Here is a 17773-nt window from a genome sequence, read left to right on the forward strand (position 1 = left end):
CCTCCTCATATCGGGGGGAGACGGCCGGGGCGCACGGTGTCCCCGCACGGTGTCCCCGCACGGTGTCCCGCGGGCGGCGCCGTACGGCTCAGCCGTTCCGGCGCATCGCTTCGGTGATGCGCTCGGCGGCGGCGACCACGGGGGCGGCGTGCATCCGGCCGGGGGTGCGGGTGAGGCGCTCGATCGGCCCGGACACCGAGATCGCGGCGATCACCTTGCCGCCGGTGCCCCGTATCGGAGCCGAGACGCTGGCCACCCCCTGCTCGCGCTCGCCGACGCTGTGCGCCCAGCCCCGGCGGCGGACGCTCGACAGGGTGGCGGCGGTGAACTTGGCCCCGCGCAGGCCGCGGTGGAGGCGGTCGGGCTCCTCCCAGGCCAGCAGGATCTGCGCGGCCGAGCCGGCGAACATCGGCAGGGCCGAACCGACGGGCACGGTGTCGCGCAGCCCGCTGGAGCGCTCGGCGGCGGCCACGCAGACCCGCTCATCACCTTGGCGGCGGTAAAGTTGTGCACTTTCTCCAGTCATGTCCCGCAACTGGGTGAGGACCGGTGAGGCGACGGCCAGCAGCCGGTCCTCCCCGGCGGCCGTGGACAGCTCCGAGAGCCGCGATCCCAGGACGAACCGGCCCTGCGTGTCGCGGGAGACGATGCGGTGGTGCTCCAGCGCGACCGCCAGCCGGTGGGCGGTGGGGCGGGCCAGGCCGGTCGCCTGGACGAGCTGCGCGAGGGATGCCGGGCCGGCCTCGAGGGCGTTGAGCACCAGAACGGCCTTGTCGAGTACGCCGACTCCGCTAGAGTTGTCCATACACCGATACTGCAGTCTCGACATATGAGAAGGCAAGTCGGGCGACGACGCACAGCGTCGCAACGAAAGGGAGGCGACAATGGGCCGCACGCTGGCGGAGAAGGTCTGGGAGCAGCACGTCGTGCGACGTGCCGAGGGAGAGCCCGACCTGCTCTACATCGACCTGCACCTCATCCACGAGGTGACCAGCCCGCAGGCGTTCGACGGCCTGCGCATGGCGGGGCGGACCGTGCGGCGGCCGGACCTCACCATCGCCACCGAGGACCACAACGTCCCGACCCTGCTCGGCCCGATCACCGACCCGGTCTCCAAGACCCAGGTCGAGACGCTGCGCAAGAACTGCGCCGAGTTCGGCGTCCGCCTGCACCCGATGGGCGACGCGGGCCAGGGCGTCGTGCACATCATCGGCCCGCAGTTCGGCCTGACCCAGCCCGGCATGACCATCGTGTGCGGCGACTCCCACACCTCGACGCACGGCGCCTTCGGCGGCATCGCGTTCGGCATCGGCACCTCCGAGGTGGAGCACGTGCTGGCCACCCAGACGCTGCCCGCCTACCGCCCCAAGACGATGGCCATCGAGGTCTCCGGCGAACTGCCGGTCGGCGTCACGGCCAAGGACCTGATCCTGGCGATCATCGCGAAGATCGGCACCGGCGGCGGTCAGGGTCACATCGTCGAGTACCGCGGCGAGGCCATCCGCAGGCTCTCCATGGAGGGCCGGATGACCATCTGCAACATGTCCATCGAGGCCGGCGCCCGCGCGGGCATGATCGCCCCCGACGAGACCACGTTCGCGTACCTGAAGGGACGGCCGCACGCCCCGGCCGGCGCGCAGTGGGACGCCGCCGTCGCGTACTGGAAGTCCCTGGTCACCGACGACGACGCCGTCTTCGACACCGTCGTGGAGATCGACGCCTCGACCCTGACCCCGTTCGTCACCTGGGGGACCAACCCCGGCCAGGGCGCTCCGCTGGGCGCGGCCGTGCCGGTGCCGGAGGAGACCGACGACCCGGCCGCGGCCCGCCGCGCGCTGGAGTACATGGGGCTCGCCCCGGGCACCCCGCTCCGCGAGGTCGAGGTGGACACCGTCTTCGTGGGGTCCTGCACCAACGGCCGGCTGGAGGACCTGCGCGCCGCGGCCGAGGTGCTGCGCGGTCGCCGGGTCGTGACCCGGACGCTGATCGTCCCCGGTTCGATGCTGGTCAAACTCCAGGCCGAGCAGGAGGGCCTGCACGAGGTGTTCAAGGCCGCCGGCGCCGAGTGGCGCGAGGCGGGCTGCTCGATGTGCCTGGGCATGAACCCCGACACCCTCGCCCCCGGCGAGCGCAGCGCCTCGACCTCCAACCGCAACTTCGAGGGGCGTCAGGGCAAGGGCGGCCGCACCCACCTGGTCTCGCCGGCCGTCGCCGCCGCCACCGCCGTCACCGGCAAGCTGACCGCCCCCGCCGACCTGGCCTAGGAGACACGATCATGGATTCCTTCACCGCGCACACCGGTCGGGCCGTGCCGCTGCGCCGCAGCAACGTCGACACCGACCAGATCATCCCGGCCGTCTGGCTCAAGCAGGTCAGCCGGACCGGCTTCGAGAAGGGCCTGTTCTCCGCCTGGCGCGAGGACCCCGACTTCGTCCTGAACCAGCCCGCCTACCAGGGCGCCTCGATCCTCGTGTCCGGGCCGGACTTCGGCACCGGCTCCTCGCGCGAGCACGCGGTCTGGGCCCTGCAGCAGTACGGCTTCCGCGTCGTGATCGCGGCCCGGTTCGGTGACATCTTCCGCAACAACTCCACCAAGATGGGACTGCTGCCGGTCGTGCTGCCGGCCGCGACCGTCGAGGCGCTGCAGTCGGCCGTGGAGGCCGACCCCGCCCTGGAGGTCACCGTCGACCTCGGGGAGCGCCGGGTGCGCTGGGGCGCCGAGTCCGCCGGTTTCGAGATCGACGACTACACCCGCTGGCGGCTGATGGAGGGCCTGGACGACATCGGCCTGACCCTGCGCAACGCCGACGCCGTGGCGGCGTACGAGAATGGTCGGCAGCCATGGCTGCCGACGACGGTCTGACCCGTTCAGAACGAGAGCTGGCGCGGCTGCTGCGCGAGGCGCACAGCCGCGTCCGCGTGCTGCCCGTGCCCCCGGAGGCGCGGCGGCGCCTCGTCAAACGCCTGCTGGCCATCTGCGGAGCGGCCAAGCACGACCTGGACCGTGCGGCCACACGCCTGGAATCGTTCCTGATTGACCTCGATGACCTGGTTTCAGACACACGGAGTGCTGGAAATATTGCGGAAGGTGATTGAGTCACACGCTTCCGTCCCCTAATTTCAAGCGGGTAAGGGGTCTCGCGCTCCACCTGAGACCCCGCTCGGCGACAAATCGGGTGAGACGGGCTTCCTGTCTTGAGACCCACTCCCGGACATCGGCAACAAGGGACAATCTTCATGAACAAGAAAGAACTCGTCGACGCCATCGCGGATCGGGTGGGCGACAAGAAGACGGCCACCGAGGCCGTGAACGCCGTGCTCGACACCATCCAGAAGGCCGTCGCCAGCGGCGACAAGGTCTCCATCACGGGGTTCGGCGCCTTCGAGATGGCGCACAAGCCGGCCCGCACGGCCCGCAACCCCTCCACGGGCGCCGAGATCAAGGTGGCCGAGAGCTGGGCGCCGAAGTTCCGCGCCGGCTCCGACTTCAAGGACCTCGTCAACGAGGGCGGCAAGAAGGCCGCCAAGAAGTAGCACCCGCGAACAGACGGCATCCGCCGAGCGGCGGACTCGCACATCGGGCGCCCGGATCCCCGCGTGGGACCGGGCGCTCGGCGTGCGCGGCGCCGGGGCCGGAGGGCTCAGCCCGGCAGCGGGAAGGTCGAGAGCGTCACGTAGGTCACCAGGCCGCCGTCCACGGAGATGTTCACCCGCTGGCCGGGCCGGAGCAGCCGGAGCGGCCCGGCGTCGAACGCCTCGGCGCCGAAGGGGACCTCGGTCCCGTCGTCCAGGAACACCGACCCGGACCGGGTCGCGGGGTCGAAGGTCCTCACCGTCGCCTGCACGCCCACCACCCTAACGCGGTCCGGATTCATCGGAAGGACTCCGCGTCCGGAGGCTCCGCCCCGATGAGCCCGGCCACCACGCGGGTGCGCGGGCCGGTGCCCAGGGCGAGGGCGGCGCGCAGGTCGTCGGGGGTGTCCACGTCCCGGCGCACCGAGTCGACCTGCGCCAGGCAGAGCTCCTTGGCGCCGCGCCGCAGATGGCGGTCGCGGGAGGCGCCGCCGAACCCGGGAGCGAACGGGACGCCGGGCCGCGTGCCGTAGAAGGTCGTGCCGACCTCGGCGGCGTCCGGCAGGAAGGCCTGGTCGAACTCGGCCGCGGCGGCCAGCACGAGCGCCAGTTCCGCGGGGCGCAGGGCCGGCAGGTCGGCCTGGAGCGCGCCGACCGCGTCGCCGGGCGCCAGCCGTACGGCCTCGCCCGCGCCGTGGCGCAGCGCCGCGTTGAGCCCCGCCTCCGGGTCGCCGACCACGTGGGCGCCCACGGCGGACAGCGCCCCGGCCGCCACCGGATCGCCCGTGACCACCACGACGCGCGCGACGGGGCCGCAGCCCAGCGCGGCCTCGACGGTGTCGCAGGCGATCGCCACGGCCAGCGCGGCGCGGTGCGGGCCCGCGGCCTCGGACAGCCGGGTCTTGGCTGCCACCAGGGTCTTGACCGGGACGACGAGGGTCCAGTCGGGGCTCTCGGGAGGAGGCATACCCTTAAGCATCCCGTCTCGACGGCCTCCGGAGCCAACCGGAGGGCCCGAGGAGCACCCCCCGCAGTGCATGGAGGAGCGGATGAGACGCCCCGGATGGCCGACCAGGTTCTGGGTCGCGGTGGCCGTCGCGATCGTCAAGCCGGTCTCGTGGCTCCTGGTGAAGAAGGAGTGGCGGCACGCCGAGCGGCTGCCGCGCCAGGGCGCGATCATCATGGTGACCAACCACCTGTCGTGGGTGGACCCCTTCCTGGTCGCGCACTTCCTGTACGACCACGGGCGCTGGCCGGTGGTCCTGGCCAAGTCCGGGCTCTTCACCGTGCCGGTGATCGGCCGCATGGTGCGGGCGATGCGGGCGATCCCCGTCCACCGGGGCAGCGCCGACGCGGCCCGTTCGCTGGAGGCGTCCCGGGAGCGGCTCGACGAGGGGGCGTGCGTGATGTTCTACCCCGAGGGCACCTGCACCCGCGATCCGGACTTCTGGCCCATGGAGGGGAAGACGGGCGCGGCGCGGCTGGCCCTGGAGACCGGCGTGCCGGTGATCCCGGTGGCGCACTGGGGCGCGCAGGAGATCCTGCCCTACGGCGGCAGGCGGCCCCGCCTCCTGCCCCGCACGACGTTCCGCGTGCAGGTCGGGCCCCCGGTGGACCTGTCGCGGTACCGCGAGGAGCTCGCCGGGCGCCCGCCCGGGGCCGAGACGCTGCGCGCGGCGACCGCCGACATCATGGCGGCCATCACGGCGCAGCTGGCCGGACTGCGGGGGGAGAAGCCGCCGGAGACCCCGTTCAAGCGGCCCTCTCACGGCTGACTTCGGCGTACGGTGATGAAATGACCAAGGCTGCCGTGTTCGGGACGGGTTCATGGGGCACGACGTTCGCGATGATCCTCGCCGGGACGGGCACCCGGACGACCCTGTGGGGCAGGCGCCCGGAGATCGTCGAGGCGATCGACCGCCGGCAGGAGAACCCCGACTACCTGCCGGGCACGACGCTGCCCGAGACGCTGCGCGCCACCACCGAGCCGGCCGAGGCGCTCGACGGCGCCGACTTCGTGGTGCTCGCCGTGCCCTCGCAGACCCTGCGCGGCAACCTGACCGCCTGGAAGCCCGACCTGCCGGACGACGCGGTCCTGGTGAGCCTGATGAAGGGCATCGAACTCGGCACCACCAAGCGGATGAGCGAGGTGATCTGCGAGGTCGCCGAGGTGCCGGCGGAGCGGGTCGCGGTGGTGTCGGGTCCCAACCTGGTCGGTGAGATCGTCCGCGGCCAGCCCGCCGCGACGGTGGTCGCCTGCCCCGACGAGGGGGCCATGGAGCGGCTGCAGGCGGCCTGCCACCTGCCGCCGTGGTTCCGCCCCTACACCAACCCCGACGTGGTCGGCGTGGAACTCGGCGGAGCGGTCAAGAACGTCATCGCGCTCGCGGTCGGGGTCTCGGCGGGCATGGGGATGGGCGACAACGTCAGTGCGATGCTCATGACCCGCGGGCTGGCGGAGATCTCCCGGCTCGGCGCGGCGCTCGGCGCCGATCCGCACACGTTCGCGGGGCTGGCGGGGATGGGCGATCTGGTGGCGACCTGTACCTCACCATTGTCCCGGAACCGTACCTTCGGTGAGAATCTGGGGCGGGGCATGACCCTGGCCGAGGTCGTCGCCGCCACCAAGCAGACCGCAGAGGGCGTCAAGTCCTGCGAGTCGGTCCTCGAACTGGCCAGAAAGCACGACGTGGAGATGCCGATCACCGAGGTCGTCGTGGCCGTCGTCCATGACGGCATGCCTCCCCGCGAAGCCGCGATGCTGCTGATGTCGCGGACCCCCAAACCCGAACGGTACGGCGTGTGAACCGCCCCGCGCGCCGGCAGCGGGGCGAGAACACCCGCTCGGCGCACCTGCCGGCCCCGGCGGGCCCTCCGGGCAGCCCTCTCGGCCTGCCGGTGTGGCGCAGCTCCGCGTGGAGCCGCACCGACCCGCCCGGCGGACCGGAGACGGCCGGGGAGGACGGCGCCGACCGCGTCGACAACCCCACCACCGCCGCCTTCGCCGCGGCCGTCGCCTCCCTGGAGGGCGCGGCCGCACCCGAGGACGTCGCGGGCCAGGCCTTCGCCTCGGGGATGGCCGCGGTCACCGCGGTGCTGATGACCTTCCTGCGCTCCGGGGCGCACCTCGTCGCCCCCGCCCCGGTCCACGACCGGACCCACTCGCTCATCACGAACGTGCTGGCCAGGTTCGGGGTGAGCGCGGACTTCGTCGACTACGCCGATCTCGGCAGGGTGGACGCGACGGTCCGGCGGAGCACGAAGATCATATACGCGGAGACGCTCTCCACCCCGTCGGCGGCCGTGGCCGACGTCCGCGGCCTCTACCGGATCGCCCGCTCCGCCGGAGCCCTCCTGGTGGTCGACTCGACCTTCGCCACGCCGGTCGTGTGCCGGCCCCTGGAGCACGGCGCCGACCTCGTGGTCCACTCCGCCACCACCTATCTCGGGGGGCACGACGACTGCACCGGCGGTGTCGTCGTGGGCCGCCCCGACCTGATCGCCCGCCTCCGCCGGGTCCGCGTCGACACGGGGGCCGAGCTCTCCCCGGACGACGCCTTCCTGCTCCGCCGGGGCCTGGAGACGCTGCCGCTGCGGGTGCGCCGCATGTGCTCCACCGCGATGCTGTTCGCCGCGGCCGTGGCCAAGCACCCCGTGGTCCGCCGGGTCGACTACCCCGGCCTTCCCGGGCACCCCGGCCACCGGCTCGCCCGGCACCTGTTCGACTCCGGTCCGGAGGGCACCCGGTACGGCGCCTGCGTGACGGTGACCCCGCACGGCGGCCATGACGCGGGCGTGCGGCTGGCCGGTGCGCTCCGGCTGGTCTCGGCCGCCTCCTCGGCGGGCGGCACGCGCACCAAGGCCGTGTGCGCCGCCTCCCTCGGCCACCGCCCCGGCGAGGGGGCCGAGGGCGACGCGGGGGCGGTGCGGTTCTCGATCGGGCTGGAGGACGCCGAGGACCTCATCGTGGACGTCACCAGGGCGCTCGACTCCCTGGCCGCTTCGGGGGACGGGCGCGTCTGACAACCGGATTCACCTCCCAGAGGGGGTAGATTCGGTCATCATGAGCGAGCAGCACGCACCTCGGCCACGGGTGGCGATTCTCTTCGGTGGCCGCAACTCCGAGCACGCCGTCTCCGTCCTCGGAGCCGGCAGCGTGCTGGAGGTGATCGACCGGTCCAGATACGAGGTGATCCCCATCGGGATCGCCCGGGACGGGCGGTGGGTGCTCGCCTCCGGCGACCAGCGCTACGCGATCGAGAGCGGCGAGCTGCCGGTGGTGGACGCCCGGGGGACCGAGCTCGTGCTGCCGTCCGGCGGCGGCCCGCTGGTGGCCTACGGCGCCTCCGACGTCCCGGCCGAGCTCGGGCGGGTGGACGTGGTCTTCCCGGTCATGCACGGCCCGTTCGCCGAGGACGGCACCATCCAGGGCCTGCTGGAGATGGCGGGGGTCCGCTACGTCGGCTCGGGCGTGCTGGCCAGCGCGGTCGGCATGGACAAGGCCTACATGAAGATGGTGCTGGCGGCCTCCGGCCTGCCCGTGGGCCCCTACGTCACGATCCGCGACCGCGACTGGCGGGTGGACCGCGACCGGGTCCTCAAGGAGGTCCAGGAGCTCGGCTGGCCGGTCTTCGTCAAGCCGGCCCGGGCCGGATCGAGCCAGGGCATCTCCAAGGCCGCGGACCTCGACGAGCTGGAGCGGGCCGTCGAGCTGGCCCGGGAGCACGACCCCAAGGTGCTGGTCGAGGCCGCGATCACCGGCAGGGAGATCGAGTGCGCCGTGCTGGAGTCCCTGGGTGACGAGCCGCCGCAGGCCAGCCTCCCGGGGGAGGTCCTGGTCCACGGCGACCACGAGTTCTACGACTTCGAGGCCAAGTACGTCGGGGACGACATGTCCCTGGTCGTGCCGGCGGACCTGCCCGGCGAGCTGACCGAGGACCTGCGGGCCATGGCCGTGCGGGCGTTCGAGGCGCTGGGCTGCGAGGGGCTGGCCCGGGTCGACTTCTTCTGCACCGACGACGGCAGGCTGCTGCTCAACGAGATCAACACGATGCCGGGCTTCACCGCGATGTCGGCCGCGCCGCGGCTGTGGGAGGCCACCGGCCTGCCGTACGCCGAGCTGGTCGACCGGATGGTCCGGCTCGCGCTGGAGCGCTCACCCGGTCTGCGGTAGCGCCGCCTTGACGGGGACCGCGAGCTCGACGAGCACGCTCTCCGGGGCGTGCGCGCGGGAGATCGTCACCTCGACGTAGGCCGCCCGCCCGATCGCGGTGAACAGCGCGGGCCGGGCGGGGTCGGCGAACCACGCCACGTCGTCGACCACCGGCACCTGGTCGGTGGCGGCCATGTTCGCCGGGCGCGGCACCCCGCAGCGCAGCCCGATCTCCCCGGCCCCCCACACCGCGACGTACGGCGAGGGGGGGTCCGACTCCGTCCGCTCGGCGCCGTCGAGCACCTGCGGCAGGCGTCCGGCGAGCGCCCGGCACGCGGCGGCGGCCGACGGCTCCGGCGAGGGCGGGTCCACCCGGACCGCCCCGCCGCATCCGGCGAGGGCCAGCAGGGCGCAGACCCCGCCGGCCCGGCGGGCGAACCGGGAAGACCGGCCGGTCCCGCGGGCGAACCGGAGAGACACGCCTTCGCCCCGCGGGATCAGATGTGGACGATGGGGCAGGTGAGGGTCCGCGTGATCCCCTCCACCGCCTGGATCTGCGCCACCACGAGTTTGCCGAGCTCGTCCACGTTCCGGGCCTCCGCGCGCACGATCACGTCGTAGGGACCGGTGACGTCCTCGGCCTGCGTGACGCCGGAGATCGAGGAGATCTGACGGGCAACGTCGGCGGCCTTGCCGACTTCGGTCTGGATAAGGATGTAGGCCTGCACCATCACGTCCTCCCGGGCGATTGGATCAGTACCGGAGGGCAACCGTACCCTGTGATGAACGGGAGGTGCGTCATCACAGTCGGAGATCTCGGCGAATTCGGAATCGTTGCACGTATTGCCGGACGCTTGCCGCAGGGCCGGACCGTCCTGCTCGGCCCGGGGGACGATGCCGCGGTCGTGGGTGCGCCCGATGGACGGGTCGTCGTCACAACAGACTTACTGCTTGAGAATAGACATTTCCGTCTTGATTGGTCTAGTGCCTACGATATTGGGCGTAAAGCCGCGGCGCAGAACCTCTCGGACGTCGTCGCCATGGGCGCGGACCCCACCGGCATCGTGGTCGGACTCGGCCTGCCCGCCACCGCCGCCGCGGGCTGGCTGGACGACCTCGCCGACGGTTTCCGGGACGAGTGCGACCTGGTCGGAGCCAGTGTCGTGGGCGGTGACACCACCCGCTGCGACCTGGTGGTGATCGGCGTGACGGCCCTCGGCGACCTGGGCGGGCGCGCGCCGGTCACCCGGTCGGGGGCCCGCCCCGGTGACGTGGTCGCGGTGGCGGGACGCCTCGGCCACGCCGCGGCCGGGCTCGCGCTGCTCCGGTCCGGCCGCGCCGCGGGCGCGGAGCCCGGCGATCCGGAACCGCCGGCGGCGCTGGTGGCGCTGGTGGACGCCCACCGCCGTCCGCGACCGCCCTACGCGTGCGGGGTCCAGGCCGCCGAACTGGGCGCGACCGCGATGCTGGACGTCAGCGACGGGCTGATGCAGGACCTCGGCCACATCGCCGACGCCGGCGGCGTGGGCATCGTGCTGGACCCGGCCGCCCTCGCCGTCCCCGCCGAACTGGAGGCCGCGGCCCGCCTGCTCGGCGCCGACCCGCTGGACTGGATGCTCACGGGAGGGGACGACCACGCGCTGGCCGCGGCGTTCCCCCGCGGCGTACGGCTCCCGCCCCCCTGGACGGAGATCGGCCGGGTGGTGGAGGGGGCGGGCGTCGAGGCCGGAGGCCGTACCTCGGAGCGCGGCGGTTGGGACCACTTTCGGGCGTGATGTCCGTAACCGATCGGTAAAGGGTGAAAAATTATGACAGATCTTTACCGAAATGGTAGGAAGATGGGCGGTCGACGTCCCCCGAGAACGAGGAGCCATGGGTAGACACGAGCTGCAGGAGGAGGGCGCTCTCCAGCACGGCGGGCGGCCCGAGCCCGAGGCCGTGCCGGAGCCGTTCGCCGCCGCGCCGGCCGGGCGCAGGCTCCGCCCTGAGCAGTCGGCGGCGCCCGGCGTCCCTCCGGCGCCGGTGGACCGGGTGAGGACCGGCCGCGTGGAGGCGGGCCGGTCCGGTGGGCGGCGGCGCGTCGGAGCGCCGGTCAAGGCGGCGGTGCTGACGGTCACCGCCGCCGCGGCGATGCTGGGCGGCACCGTGGTCGGCGTCCAGGCGTGGAAGGACCCGGCCGGACCGCGGCTCGACTGCCCGGCCGAGAAGTGCCCGACCGCGGACCCGGAGGGGGACGCCTCCGGGGCGGGGGAGCCCGTCCCCGGGGAGGAGCGCCCGCGGCCGGAGAGCTCCCGGACCGCGACGCCGTCCCCGTCCCGGTCCCCCTCCCCTCCGTCCTCCCCGAGGCGGACCGGTCGCCCGGAGGCGAGCCGTACCCCGAAGGGCCGCCCCGCCACGCAGGCGCCCACCCGGCGCCCCCGGCAGACCGGACTGGTGTTCAATGGCGGCGGGGACCGGACGCAGGGGCAGCCCGGAGAGAGGACCGCCCCGCCCGCCGAGGAGACGCCCACGCAGAGCGCCCCGCCGCAGGAGCCCGCACCCACGGCCTCCCCGCAGGAGCCTCCGCCCACCTCGTCCTCCGGGTCCGACGGCGGGAGCGATCCTCCGGCGCCCGCCCCGTCCGCCGGGAACGGCTGAGAGCGGCCCGCGGGCGCGGTGGGGAGCCGTCGCCGGGCCCGCGGGCCGCGCGGACGGCCGCCCGCGGGGGAGCGCGACGCCGCGGACTCCGGCGGAAGCTGGTTGGATGAGGTTCATGACCGTTTCGTCCCCTCCCCGCGTGCTGACCGTCGCCGGCTCCGACTCCGGCGGCGGCGCGGGCATCCAGGCCGACCTGAAGACCATGCTCGCCCTCGGCGTGCACGGCATGAGCGTCATCGCCGCGGTGACGGCGCAGAACTCGCTGGGCGTGCAGGGCTACTGGGAGCTCCCGCCCGAGGCGGTACGGGCCCAGCTCGACTCGGTGCTCGGCGACATCGGGACCCAGGCCGTCAAGACGGGCATGCTGGCCTCGGCGGTGCTCGTGGAGACCGTCGCCGAGGCGCTGTCCGGGCTGGACGCGCCGGTGGTGGTGGACCCGGTCGGCGTCTCCAAGCACGGGGACGCCCTGCTGGCGCCCGAGGCGGTGGAGACCGTCAAGTCCCGGCTGCTGCCCGTGGCCACGGTCGTCACCCCCAACCTCTGGGAGGTCTCCCAGCTCACCGGGGTGAAGGTCGAGGGCGAGGGGGACCTGCGCCGGGCCGCGGAGGCGGTCCTGGAGCTCGGTCCCGCCTGGGCGCTGATCAAGGGCGGCCATCTGCCGGGCGCCCCGGTGGACCTGCTGACCGACGGGGACCGGGAGTTCCGCTTCACCGCCGAGCGCCACGACAACCGGCACACCCACGGTACGGGCTGCACCCTGGCCTCGGCGGTCGCCTCCTGGCTGGCCCTCGGCGAGGACGTCCCGTCCGCGGTGGGCAAGGCCAAGCAGTACGTCACCGGAGCGATCGCCCGGGGGTTCGCGCTCGGCGCGGGCATCGGGCCGGTGGACCACGCCTGGCGGCAGCGCGTCTGACGAGGCCGCCTCAGACGTCGATGATCACGCGGTCCAGCGCGCCGTCGACGCGCGTGATGCCGTCGCGGTCGCCGGTGAGCACGATGGCGTCGACGACCCCGGAAGGGGAACTGCGGGCGCACAGGGCGACGTTCACGTCGACCACGTCGTCGTGGCCGCACTCGCCGATCTTCCGGCCGATCTCCGCGGCGCGCTCGGGGGTCAGCTCGTCGATCACCAGCGAGCCGTGGCGGATGCGCCGGGCGCGGTTGAACGCCGCGGCCAGCCGTACCCGGCGGGTCCCGTCCCGCCCGGCCTCGGCCAGCACGGTGCGGGGCACGACGCCCTCCAGCTCACCGGCGAGGATCCGCTCCAGGACCTCGATCACATCGGGGTTGCCCCGTTCGAGCCCGACGAGGGCCCCGGTGTCGAACACGAAGCGCCGCAGACCGGCGGGCCGCCTCACGCCGGTCGCCCCCTTCGGACCGGCTCGGTCTCCTGGATCGTGCACAGGGCGTCGACGGCCTCGTCGATCCGCTTCCCGCTCTCCGCGGTCGGCGGGCCGAACTCCGCCTTGAGGTCGGCGAGGAGCGCGGACAGCTCCGCCCGGCTGCGCTGGTGCTCGACGACCTCCGCGATCAACCCGGAGATGGAGGGGGCCCGACCGGCCCTGACCTCGGACTGCATCCACCGGTACAGGTCATCGGGGAGGTCGACGCCGATCTTCTTGGTCGTGTCGCGCACGGTGCCGCGAGGGAAGCAGGTGATGGTCACGCTGCGACGATAGAGAGTCACGGTCCGTGGGGTGGACATGTTGCGAAAACATGTGGACCGCCGGTGGCTCCGTTGAACCGACCGCCCGCCGCCGGGGATCCGGCCCTGTCGCCGCCGGGAGCCCCGGGGGGCCGGGGACCCCCGATGGGGTCCCGGCGGAGGAAGGCCGGCGCTGTCGCCGACCGGAGAGGCCTACGGCTCCGGAACGCAGACGGCCCGCGGCCCCTCGGCGGAGGGGCTGCGGGCCGTGCGCGGAGTCCGGGGCTAGCGGGTGACCTTGCCGGCCTTGATGCAGGAGGTGCACACGTTCAGCCGCTTCGGCGTGCCGTTCACGACCGCGCGCACGGGCTGGATGTTCGGGCTCCAGCTGCGACGGGTGCGGCGGTGCGAGTGGGAGACGTTGTTGCCGAAGATCGGCTTCTTAGCGCAAACGTCGCAGACGGAAGCCACGGTTCGCTCCTTATATCAGTCGAGAGACCCGATCCGCTGGGCGGTCATCGGGCATGCCGGGACGACCGGCTGGCCAAACGAGGATATCCGATGCCTGACCGTGCGTGCCAACGCGAGCTGCCACGACTGGCCGAACGGGGATAATCTCCGAGGGACAACCGTAGCGCATTCCCGGAGGCCGCGGCGGCGGACCGGGGCCGGGAGCGGACGCGCCGGACGCGCCCGCGGGAAGGCGCGACCGGCGGGCACGAGGGGCGGACGCGCCCGCAGGCACGGAGGGCAGGCATGCTGCAGGTTCTCGACCCGCCGGCGGTCCGGCGGTGGTCATGGCTGGCCGCGGAGACGCTGGGCCGGGCCCGGGAGGAGATCGACGCCCTCAACGTCTTCCCCGTGCCCGACGGCGACACCGGCACCAACCTCCACCTGACCATGCTCTCGGCGGCCGAGGCGCTGGACGGGCTGCCCGGCGACGCGGACGCGGACGCCACCTGGCGGACCCTCGCCCAGGGCGCGCTGATCGGCGCGCGGGGCAACTCGGGGGTCATCGTCAGCCAGGCGCTCCGCGGCCTCGCCGACGTGCTGAAGACGGCCGAGGGCGGCGGCGCGGACCTCGGACGGGGCCTGGCCCGGGCCGCGGAGCTGGCCCGCGGCGCGGTGGAGCGGCCGGTCGAGGGCACGCTGCTGAGCGTGCTCGGCGCGGTGGCCGCCGCGGTGCGCGACCTGTCCGGCGACCTGGCCGCGGTGGCCGGCAGGGCCGCGCAGGAGGCCCGCGCCGCGCTCCGGCGCACCCCGGAGCAACTGGAGGTGCTGGCCCGCAACGGCGTGGTGGACGCGGGCGCGGCGGGCCTGACGCTCATCCTGGAGAGCCTCGCCGCGGTGGTGACCGGCTCCTACGCCGAGCGCCCCGACGTCCCCGCCCCGGTCCGCAGGGTCGTCCCGCAGCCCGAGGGGCACCCGGGCTACGAGGTCATGTACCTGCTGGACGCCGGGGACGAGGCCGTGGAGACCCTGCGCGCGGAACTGGACGCCCTCGGCGACTCGCTGGTGGTCGTGGGCGGGGACGGCCTGTGGAACGTGCACGTGCACGTGGACGACGCGGGCGCGGCGATCGAGGCGGCCCTGCGGGCGGGCGGGCGGCCGCACCGGATCAAGGTGACCTATCTGACCCGATCCGGCCGGACGCGGCCGGCCGCGGGCGGGCGGGGCGTGGTGGCGGTGGCGGCGGGACCCGCCCTGGGCGAGGTGTTCGAGCGTTCCGGGGCGGTCGTGGTCCGGCGCGAGCCGGGTGCCAGCCCGTCCCTGGCCGCGCTGCTGGCCGCGATCCGGGAGGCGGGCGCGGAGGTCGTGGTGCTGCCGAACGACAGCGGGACGCGCGAGGTCGCCGCGGCCGCCGCGGAGGTCGCCCGGGAGGAGGGGCTCGTGGTGAGCGTGCTGCCCACCCGGGCGTCGGTGCAGGGCCTGGCGGCGCTGGCCGTGCACGACCCGCTGCGGCGCTTCGACGACGACGTGGTCGCGATGACCGAGGCGGCCGCGCACACCCGCCACGGGCACGTGTGGGTGGCCGACCGGGAGGTCATGACGAGCGCGGGGCTGATCCGGCCCGGGACCGTGCTCGGCGTGATCGACGGGGACGCCGCCCTGGTCGGCGCGGACCTGGTGGAGACCGCGCTGCGGGTCGCCGGCCGCATGGTCTCCTCCAGCAGCGAGCTGGTCACCCTGCTGGAGGGCGCGGACGCGCCCGCCGGGCTGGCGCAGGCCGTACAGGACCATCTGGCCGCCACCAGGCCGGACATCGAGGTCGTCCGCTACGGGGCCGGGCAGGGCGGTTACCCGCTGCTCATCGGGGTCGAGTGAGGCGGGACGGCGGATGCGGGTGAATTCTGTCGCCCGGAGGCGGTAGAAAGCTGGCGTGACGAGCTTCGACGAGCCGACGGGCAAGGTGCTGGACCCCCGCACGGCCAAGCTGCTGGAGAGCGTCCTGGACCTGCGGACCGTCGGCGACCTGCTCCGGCACTATCCGCGGCGCTACGCCCAGCGGGGCGAGCTGACCGACCTCGACGACCTGCGGGTCGACGAGCACGTCACGGTGGTCGGCGAGGTCACCCGGGTGATGCGCAAGCCGATGCGCAACAAGGGCGGCACCTGGCTGGAGGTCGAGGTCGTCGACGGCCGTCGGAGCAAGATCTACCTGTCGTTCTTCGGCAAGGCCTCGCACATCGCCGAGACGCGGCTGCGTCCGGGCGCCCGGGGCATGTTCGCCGGGAAGGTCGGCGCGTTCGGCCAGGGCGAGCGGCGCAAGTGGCAGCTCTCCCACCCCGAGTTCGAGATGATCGACGAGACCGAGCGCGAGGCGGGGGAGTTCGCCGCGGCGCTGGTGCCGATCTACCCGGCGGGCCGGGACGTGACGCCCTGGGCGCTGCGGCGGGCCCTGGGCGTGGTCCTCGACACCATGGGCGCCCTGGAGGACCCCCTCCCGGCGGACCTGCGCGCCCGGCACGGGCTGCCCGGCCTGACCGAGGCGCTGCTGGCGATCCACCGGCCGCGCGACCACGCCGACGTGAGCCGGGCGCGCAAGCGGCTCAGGTTCGACGAGGCGTTCCTGCTCCAGGCCGTGCTGCTGCAGCGGAAGATGGCCGCCGCCGCCTGGTCGGCGACGCCCCGGCCGCGGCGCGGCGACGGGCTGCTGGCCGACTTCGACGGGCGGCTGCCGTTCCGGCTCACCGAGGGGCAGCGGAGCGTGGGCGAGGAGATCGCCGCCGACCTGGCCCTCGACCACCCGATGCACCGGCTGCTCCAGGGCGAGGTCGGCGCGGGCAAGACGGTGGTGGCGCTGCGGGCCATGCTGCAGGTGGTCGACGCCGGCGGCCAGGCGGTGCTGCTCGCCCCCACCGAGGTGCTCGCCCAGCAGCACCACCGGTCGATCACCGCCATGCTCGGCGACCTGGCCGCCGGCGGCATGTTCGGCGGCACCGCGGTCGCCCTGCTGACCGGCTCGCTCGGCGCCGCGGCCCGCCGTACGGCGATGCTCGACGCCGCCTCCGGCGCGGCCGGGATCGTGGTCGGCACCCACGCCGTGCTCCAGGAGCGGGTCCAGTTCGCCGACCTGGGGCTCGTCGTGGTCGACGAGCAGCACCGCTTCGGCGTGGAGCAGCGCGACGCGCTGCGCGAGAAGGCGGGCGGCGGGCGCCCGCACGTGCTGGTCATGACCGCGACCCCGATCCCGCGCACGGTCGCGATGACCGTCTTCGGCGACCTGACCGTCTCCACGCTCTCGCAGCTGCCCTCCGGCCGCGCCCCGATCACCACGCACGTGGTGCCCGTCGCCGAGAAACCGCACTTCCTGGACCGCGCGTGGGTCCGGGTGCGCGAGGAGATCGAGCTCGGCCGGCAGGCCTACGTCGTGTGCCCGCGCATCGGCGACCTGGAGGGCGACGAGGGCGACCTGGACAAGGCCGACGACGAGCGGCGGCCGCCGCTGGCGGTGCTGGACGTGGCGGCGACGCTCGCCGACGGCCCGCTGAAGGGACTGCGCACCGCCGTGCTCCACGGCAAGCTGCCGCCGGAGGAGAAGGACGCCGTGATGCGGGCCTTCGCCCGCGGCGAGGTCGACGTCCTGGTGGCGACCACGGTGATCGAGGTCGGCGTGGACGTGCCGAACTCGTCGGTCATGGTGATCATGGATGCCGACCGCTTCGGCGTCTCCCAGCTCCACCAGCTGCGCGGGCGCGTCGGGCGGGGCGGACTGCCGGGCCTGTGCCTGCTGGTGAGCGAGGCGCCGCAGGGCACCCCCGCGCGCGAGCGGCTCGACGCGGTCGCCTCGACCCTGGACGGCTTCGAGCTGTCCCGGGTGGACCTGGAGCAGCGCAGGGAGGGCGACGTGCTGGGCGTGGCCCAGTCGGGCCGCAGGTCGTCACTGAAGATGCTCCGGCTGCTCCGGGACGAGGACGTCATCCAGGCCGCCCGGGACGAGGCGGAGGCGATGCTGGCGGCCGATCCGGACCTGGCCGGGCATCCGGTCCTGCGGGCGGAGATCGACCGGCTGCTCGCCGACGAGCGGGCGGGGTACCTCGAGAAGGCGTGACGGGCGGGTGCCCGGGGCAGGGAAGGCGCGAGGGGCGGGTGCCCGGCGCAGGGGCCGCAGGGGCGCCGGTTTCGTGGGGGTGGCCGCGGAACGCCCGGTCCCGGGAGGGCGATCACCGGCGGGAAGGTCCGCGCACCGGCGCGCGCCCGGTCGCCGCACCGGACCGAACGCCCAGTTGCGGGGACGGCCTCCCCCCGAATGCCGTCCCCGCCTG

At 74.1% G+C, this 17773-nt stretch carries 21 protein-coding genes; 13 read left to right on the forward strand and 8 right to left on the reverse strand.

Annotation, left to right across the window (positions count from 1 at the left end; all coding sequences use genetic code 11):
• Positions 1–88: 88 nt before the first annotated feature.
• Positions 89–805, reverse strand: a complete 717-nt coding sequence (locus HS045_RS14520) for an IclR family transcriptional regulator (protein WP_196451884.1) — start codon at positions 803–805, stop codon at positions 89–91.
• A 79-nt stretch (positions 806–884) separates the two neighbouring features.
• On the opposite strand from HS045_RS14520, the gene leuC reads away from it, so the two are divergent.
• The 4 genes from leuC (at position 885) to HS045_RS14540 (ending at position 3534) form a co-directional block, all read left to right on the forward strand.
• Positions 885–2264 (forward strand): 3-isopropylmalate dehydratase large subunit, encoded by a 1380-nt coding sequence (leuC, locus tag HS045_RS14525; protein WP_196451885.1) that lies wholly within the window; start codon positions 885–887, stop codon positions 2262–2264.
• Positions 2265–2275: 11 nt separating this feature from the next.
• Positions 2276–2863, forward strand: coding sequence for a 3-isopropylmalate dehydratase small subunit (gene leuD / locus HS045_RS14530; protein WP_196451886.1), 588 nt, complete (start codon positions 2276–2278; stop codon positions 2861–2863).
• Positions 2842–3096 carry a hypothetical protein gene (locus tag HS045_RS14535; RefSeq protein ID WP_196451887.1) on the forward strand — a complete coding sequence of 85 codons (255 nt, stop codon included), beginning with the start codon at positions 2842–2844 and terminating at the stop codon, positions 3094–3096. Before leuD ends, HS045_RS14535 begins: the two co-directional genes overlap by 22 nt.
• Positions 3097–3237: 141 nt before the next feature.
• Positions 3238–3534 (forward strand): HU family DNA-binding protein, encoded by a 297-nt coding sequence (locus tag HS045_RS14540; RefSeq protein WP_068897587.1) that lies wholly within the window; start codon positions 3238–3240, stop codon positions 3532–3534.
• Between the two features lie 107 nt (positions 3535–3641).
• Here HS045_RS14540 and HS045_RS14545 read toward each other — a convergent pair whose 3' ends face one another.
• Together HS045_RS14545 and cofC are read right to left on the reverse strand one after the other, a co-directional pair.
• Entirely contained in the window at positions 3642–3845 is a 204-nt protein-coding gene (locus HS045_RS14545) for a hypothetical protein (RefSeq protein WP_196451888.1), read from the reverse strand.
• A 26-nt stretch (positions 3846–3871) separates the two neighbouring features.
• Positions 3872–4552, reverse strand: a complete 681-nt coding sequence (cofC, locus tag HS045_RS14550; protein WP_196451889.1) for a 2-phospho-L-lactate guanylyltransferase — start codon at positions 4550–4552, stop codon at positions 3872–3874.
• Between the two features lie 70 nt (positions 4553–4622).
• Between cofC and HS045_RS14555 the strand changes: the two genes are divergently transcribed.
• Genes HS045_RS14555 through HS045_RS14570 form a run of 4 tightly spaced genes read left to right on the forward strand, consistent with a single transcriptional unit; the run spans position 4623 to position 8746 of the window.
• Positions 4623–5348 carry a 1-acyl-sn-glycerol-3-phosphate acyltransferase gene (locus tag HS045_RS14555; RefSeq protein ID WP_196451890.1) on the forward strand — a complete coding sequence of 242 codons (726 nt, stop codon included), beginning with the start codon at positions 4623–4625 and terminating at the stop codon, positions 5346–5348.
• 20 nt (positions 5349–5368) lie between these two features.
• The gene (locus HS045_RS14560; protein ID WP_196451891.1) at positions 5369–6379 is read left to right on the forward strand and encodes an NAD(P)H-dependent glycerol-3-phosphate dehydrogenase; all 1011 of its coding nucleotides are present in this window, start codon (positions 5369–5371) and stop codon (positions 6377–6379) included.
• On the forward strand, positions 6376–7596 hold the full coding sequence (locus HS045_RS14565) for a PLP-dependent aspartate aminotransferase family protein (RefSeq protein ID WP_196451892.1): 1221 nt from the start codon (positions 6376–6378) through the stop codon (positions 7594–7596). Before HS045_RS14560 ends, HS045_RS14565 begins: the two co-directional genes overlap by 4 nt.
• Before the next feature lie 40 nt (positions 7597–7636).
• Entirely contained in the window at positions 7637–8746 is a 1110-nt protein-coding gene (locus HS045_RS14570; protein WP_196451893.1) for a D-alanine--D-alanine ligase family protein, read from the forward strand.
• Here the strand turns inward: HS045_RS14570 and HS045_RS14575 are convergent.
• Both HS045_RS14575 and HS045_RS14580 read right to left on the reverse strand, forming a co-directional pair.
• On the reverse strand, positions 8729–9205 hold the full coding sequence (locus HS045_RS14575; RefSeq protein WP_196451894.1) for a DUF3515 family protein: 477 nt from the start codon (positions 9203–9205) through the stop codon (positions 8729–8731). The two genes, HS045_RS14570 and HS045_RS14575, sit on opposite strands and share 18 nt — an antisense overlap.
• Before the next feature lie 17 nt (positions 9206–9222).
• A complete protein-coding gene (locus HS045_RS14580) occupies positions 9223–9456 on the reverse strand; it encodes an Lrp/AsnC family transcriptional regulator (RefSeq protein ID WP_068897581.1) in 234 nt (77 codons plus the stop codon).
• Positions 9457–9507: 51 nt separating this feature from the next.
• Between HS045_RS14580 and HS045_RS14585 the strand changes: the two genes are divergently transcribed.
• The 3 genes from HS045_RS14585 to thiD all read left to right on the forward strand — a co-directional run bounded on the left by HS045_RS14585 (position 9508) and on the right by thiD (position 12275).
• Positions 9508–10500, forward strand: coding sequence for a thiamine-phosphate kinase (locus HS045_RS14585; protein ID WP_196451895.1), 993 nt, complete (start codon positions 9508–9510; stop codon positions 10498–10500).
• 97 nt (positions 10501–10597) lie between these two features.
• Positions 10598–11362: a hypothetical protein gene (locus HS045_RS14590; RefSeq protein ID WP_196451896.1), complete on the forward strand. Its 765-nt coding sequence runs from the start codon at positions 10598–10600 to the stop codon at positions 11360–11362.
• Between the two features lie 115 nt (positions 11363–11477).
• Entirely contained in the window at positions 11478–12275 is a 798-nt protein-coding gene (thiD, locus tag HS045_RS14595; protein WP_196451897.1) for a bifunctional hydroxymethylpyrimidine kinase/phosphomethylpyrimidine kinase, read from the forward strand.
• 10 nt (positions 12276–12285) lie between these two features.
• On the opposite strand, the gene HS045_RS14600 is transcribed toward thiD, so the two are convergent.
• The 3 genes from HS045_RS14600 to rpmB all read right to left on the reverse strand — a co-directional run bounded on the left by HS045_RS14600 (position 12286) and on the right by rpmB (position 13478).
• Positions 12286–12720, reverse strand: coding sequence for a PIN domain-containing protein (locus tag HS045_RS14600; RefSeq protein WP_196451898.1), 435 nt, complete (start codon positions 12718–12720; stop codon positions 12286–12288).
• Positions 12717–13028: a hypothetical protein gene (locus tag HS045_RS14605; RefSeq protein ID WP_196451899.1), complete on the reverse strand. Its 312-nt coding sequence runs from the start codon at positions 13026–13028 to the stop codon at positions 12717–12719. Before HS045_RS14605 ends, HS045_RS14600 begins: the two co-directional genes overlap by 4 nt.
• 264 nt (positions 13029–13292) lie before the next feature.
• A complete protein-coding gene (rpmB, locus tag HS045_RS14610) occupies positions 13293–13478 on the reverse strand; it encodes a 50S ribosomal protein L28 (RefSeq protein WP_068897575.1) in 186 nt (61 codons plus the stop codon).
• 285 nt (positions 13479–13763) lie between these two features.
• Here rpmB and HS045_RS14615 point away from each other — a divergent pair, with 285 nt between their 5' ends.
• Together HS045_RS14615 and recG are read left to right on the forward strand one after the other, a co-directional pair.
• Positions 13764–15332: a DAK2 domain-containing protein gene (locus tag HS045_RS14615; protein ID WP_196451900.1), complete on the forward strand. Its 1569-nt coding sequence runs from the start codon at positions 13764–13766 to the stop codon at positions 15330–15332.
• Between the two features lie 55 nt (positions 15333–15387).
• Complete coding sequence (recG, locus tag HS045_RS14620; RefSeq protein ID WP_196451901.1) at positions 15388–17559, forward strand: ATP-dependent DNA helicase RecG; 2172 nt, start codon at positions 15388–15390, stop codon at positions 17557–17559.
• Positions 17560–17773: the final 214 nt, after the last annotated feature.

Origin of the sequence: Planomonospora sp. ID82291 (assembly GCF_015711645.1) — a bacterium.
Classification (GTDB): Bacteria; Actinomycetota; Actinomycetes; order Streptosporangiales; family Streptosporangiaceae; genus Planomonospora.

Excerpts from the sequence above, each read along its gene's own strand:
- leuC (WP_196451885.1), top strand. The coding sequence starts at position 885 with ATGGGCCGCACGCTGGCGGAGAAGGTCTGGGAGCAGCACGTCGTGCGA.
- HS045_RS14590 (WP_196451896.1), top strand. The coding sequence starts at position 10,598 with ATGGGTAGACACGAGCTGCAGGAGGAGGGCGCTCTCCAGCACGGCGGG.
- HS045_RS14520 (WP_196451884.1), bottom strand. The coding sequence starts at position 805 with ATGGACAACTCTAGCGGAGTCGGCGTACTCGACAAGGCCGTTCTGGTG.
- HS045_RS14555 (WP_196451890.1), top strand. The coding sequence starts at position 4,623 with ATGAGACGCCCCGGATGGCCGACCAGGTTCTGGGTCGCGGTGGCCGTC.
- HS045_RS14615 (WP_196451900.1), top strand. The coding sequence starts at position 13,764 with ATGCTGCAGGTTCTCGACCCGCCGGCGGTCCGGCGGTGGTCATGGCTG.
- cofC (WP_196451889.1), bottom strand. The coding sequence starts at position 4,552 with ATGCTTAAGGGTATGCCTCCTCCCGAGAGCCCCGACTGGACCCTCGTC.
- HS045_RS14585 (WP_196451895.1), top strand. The coding sequence starts at position 9,508 with ATGAACGGGAGGTGCGTCATCACAGTCGGAGATCTCGGCGAATTCGGA.
- HS045_RS14560 (WP_196451891.1), top strand. The coding sequence starts at position 5,369 with ATGACCAAGGCTGCCGTGTTCGGGACGGGTTCATGGGGCACGACGTTC.
- HS045_RS14535 (WP_196451887.1), top strand. The coding sequence starts at position 2,842 with ATGGCTGCCGACGACGGTCTGACCCGTTCAGAACGAGAGCTGGCGCGG.
- HS045_RS14580 (WP_068897581.1), bottom strand. The coding sequence starts at position 9,456 with ATGGTGCAGGCCTACATCCTTATCCAGACCGAAGTCGGCAAGGCCGCC.
- HS045_RS14540 (WP_068897587.1), top strand. The coding sequence starts at position 3,238 with ATGAACAAGAAAGAACTCGTCGACGCCATCGCGGATCGGGTGGGCGAC.
- HS045_RS14570 (WP_196451893.1), top strand. The coding sequence starts at position 7,637 with ATGAGCGAGCAGCACGCACCTCGGCCACGGGTGGCGATTCTCTTCGGT.
- leuD (WP_196451886.1), top strand. The coding sequence starts at position 2,276 with ATGGATTCCTTCACCGCGCACACCGGTCGGGCCGTGCCGCTGCGCCGC.
- thiD (WP_196451897.1), top strand. The coding sequence starts at position 11,478 with ATGACCGTTTCGTCCCCTCCCCGCGTGCTGACCGTCGCCGGCTCCGAC.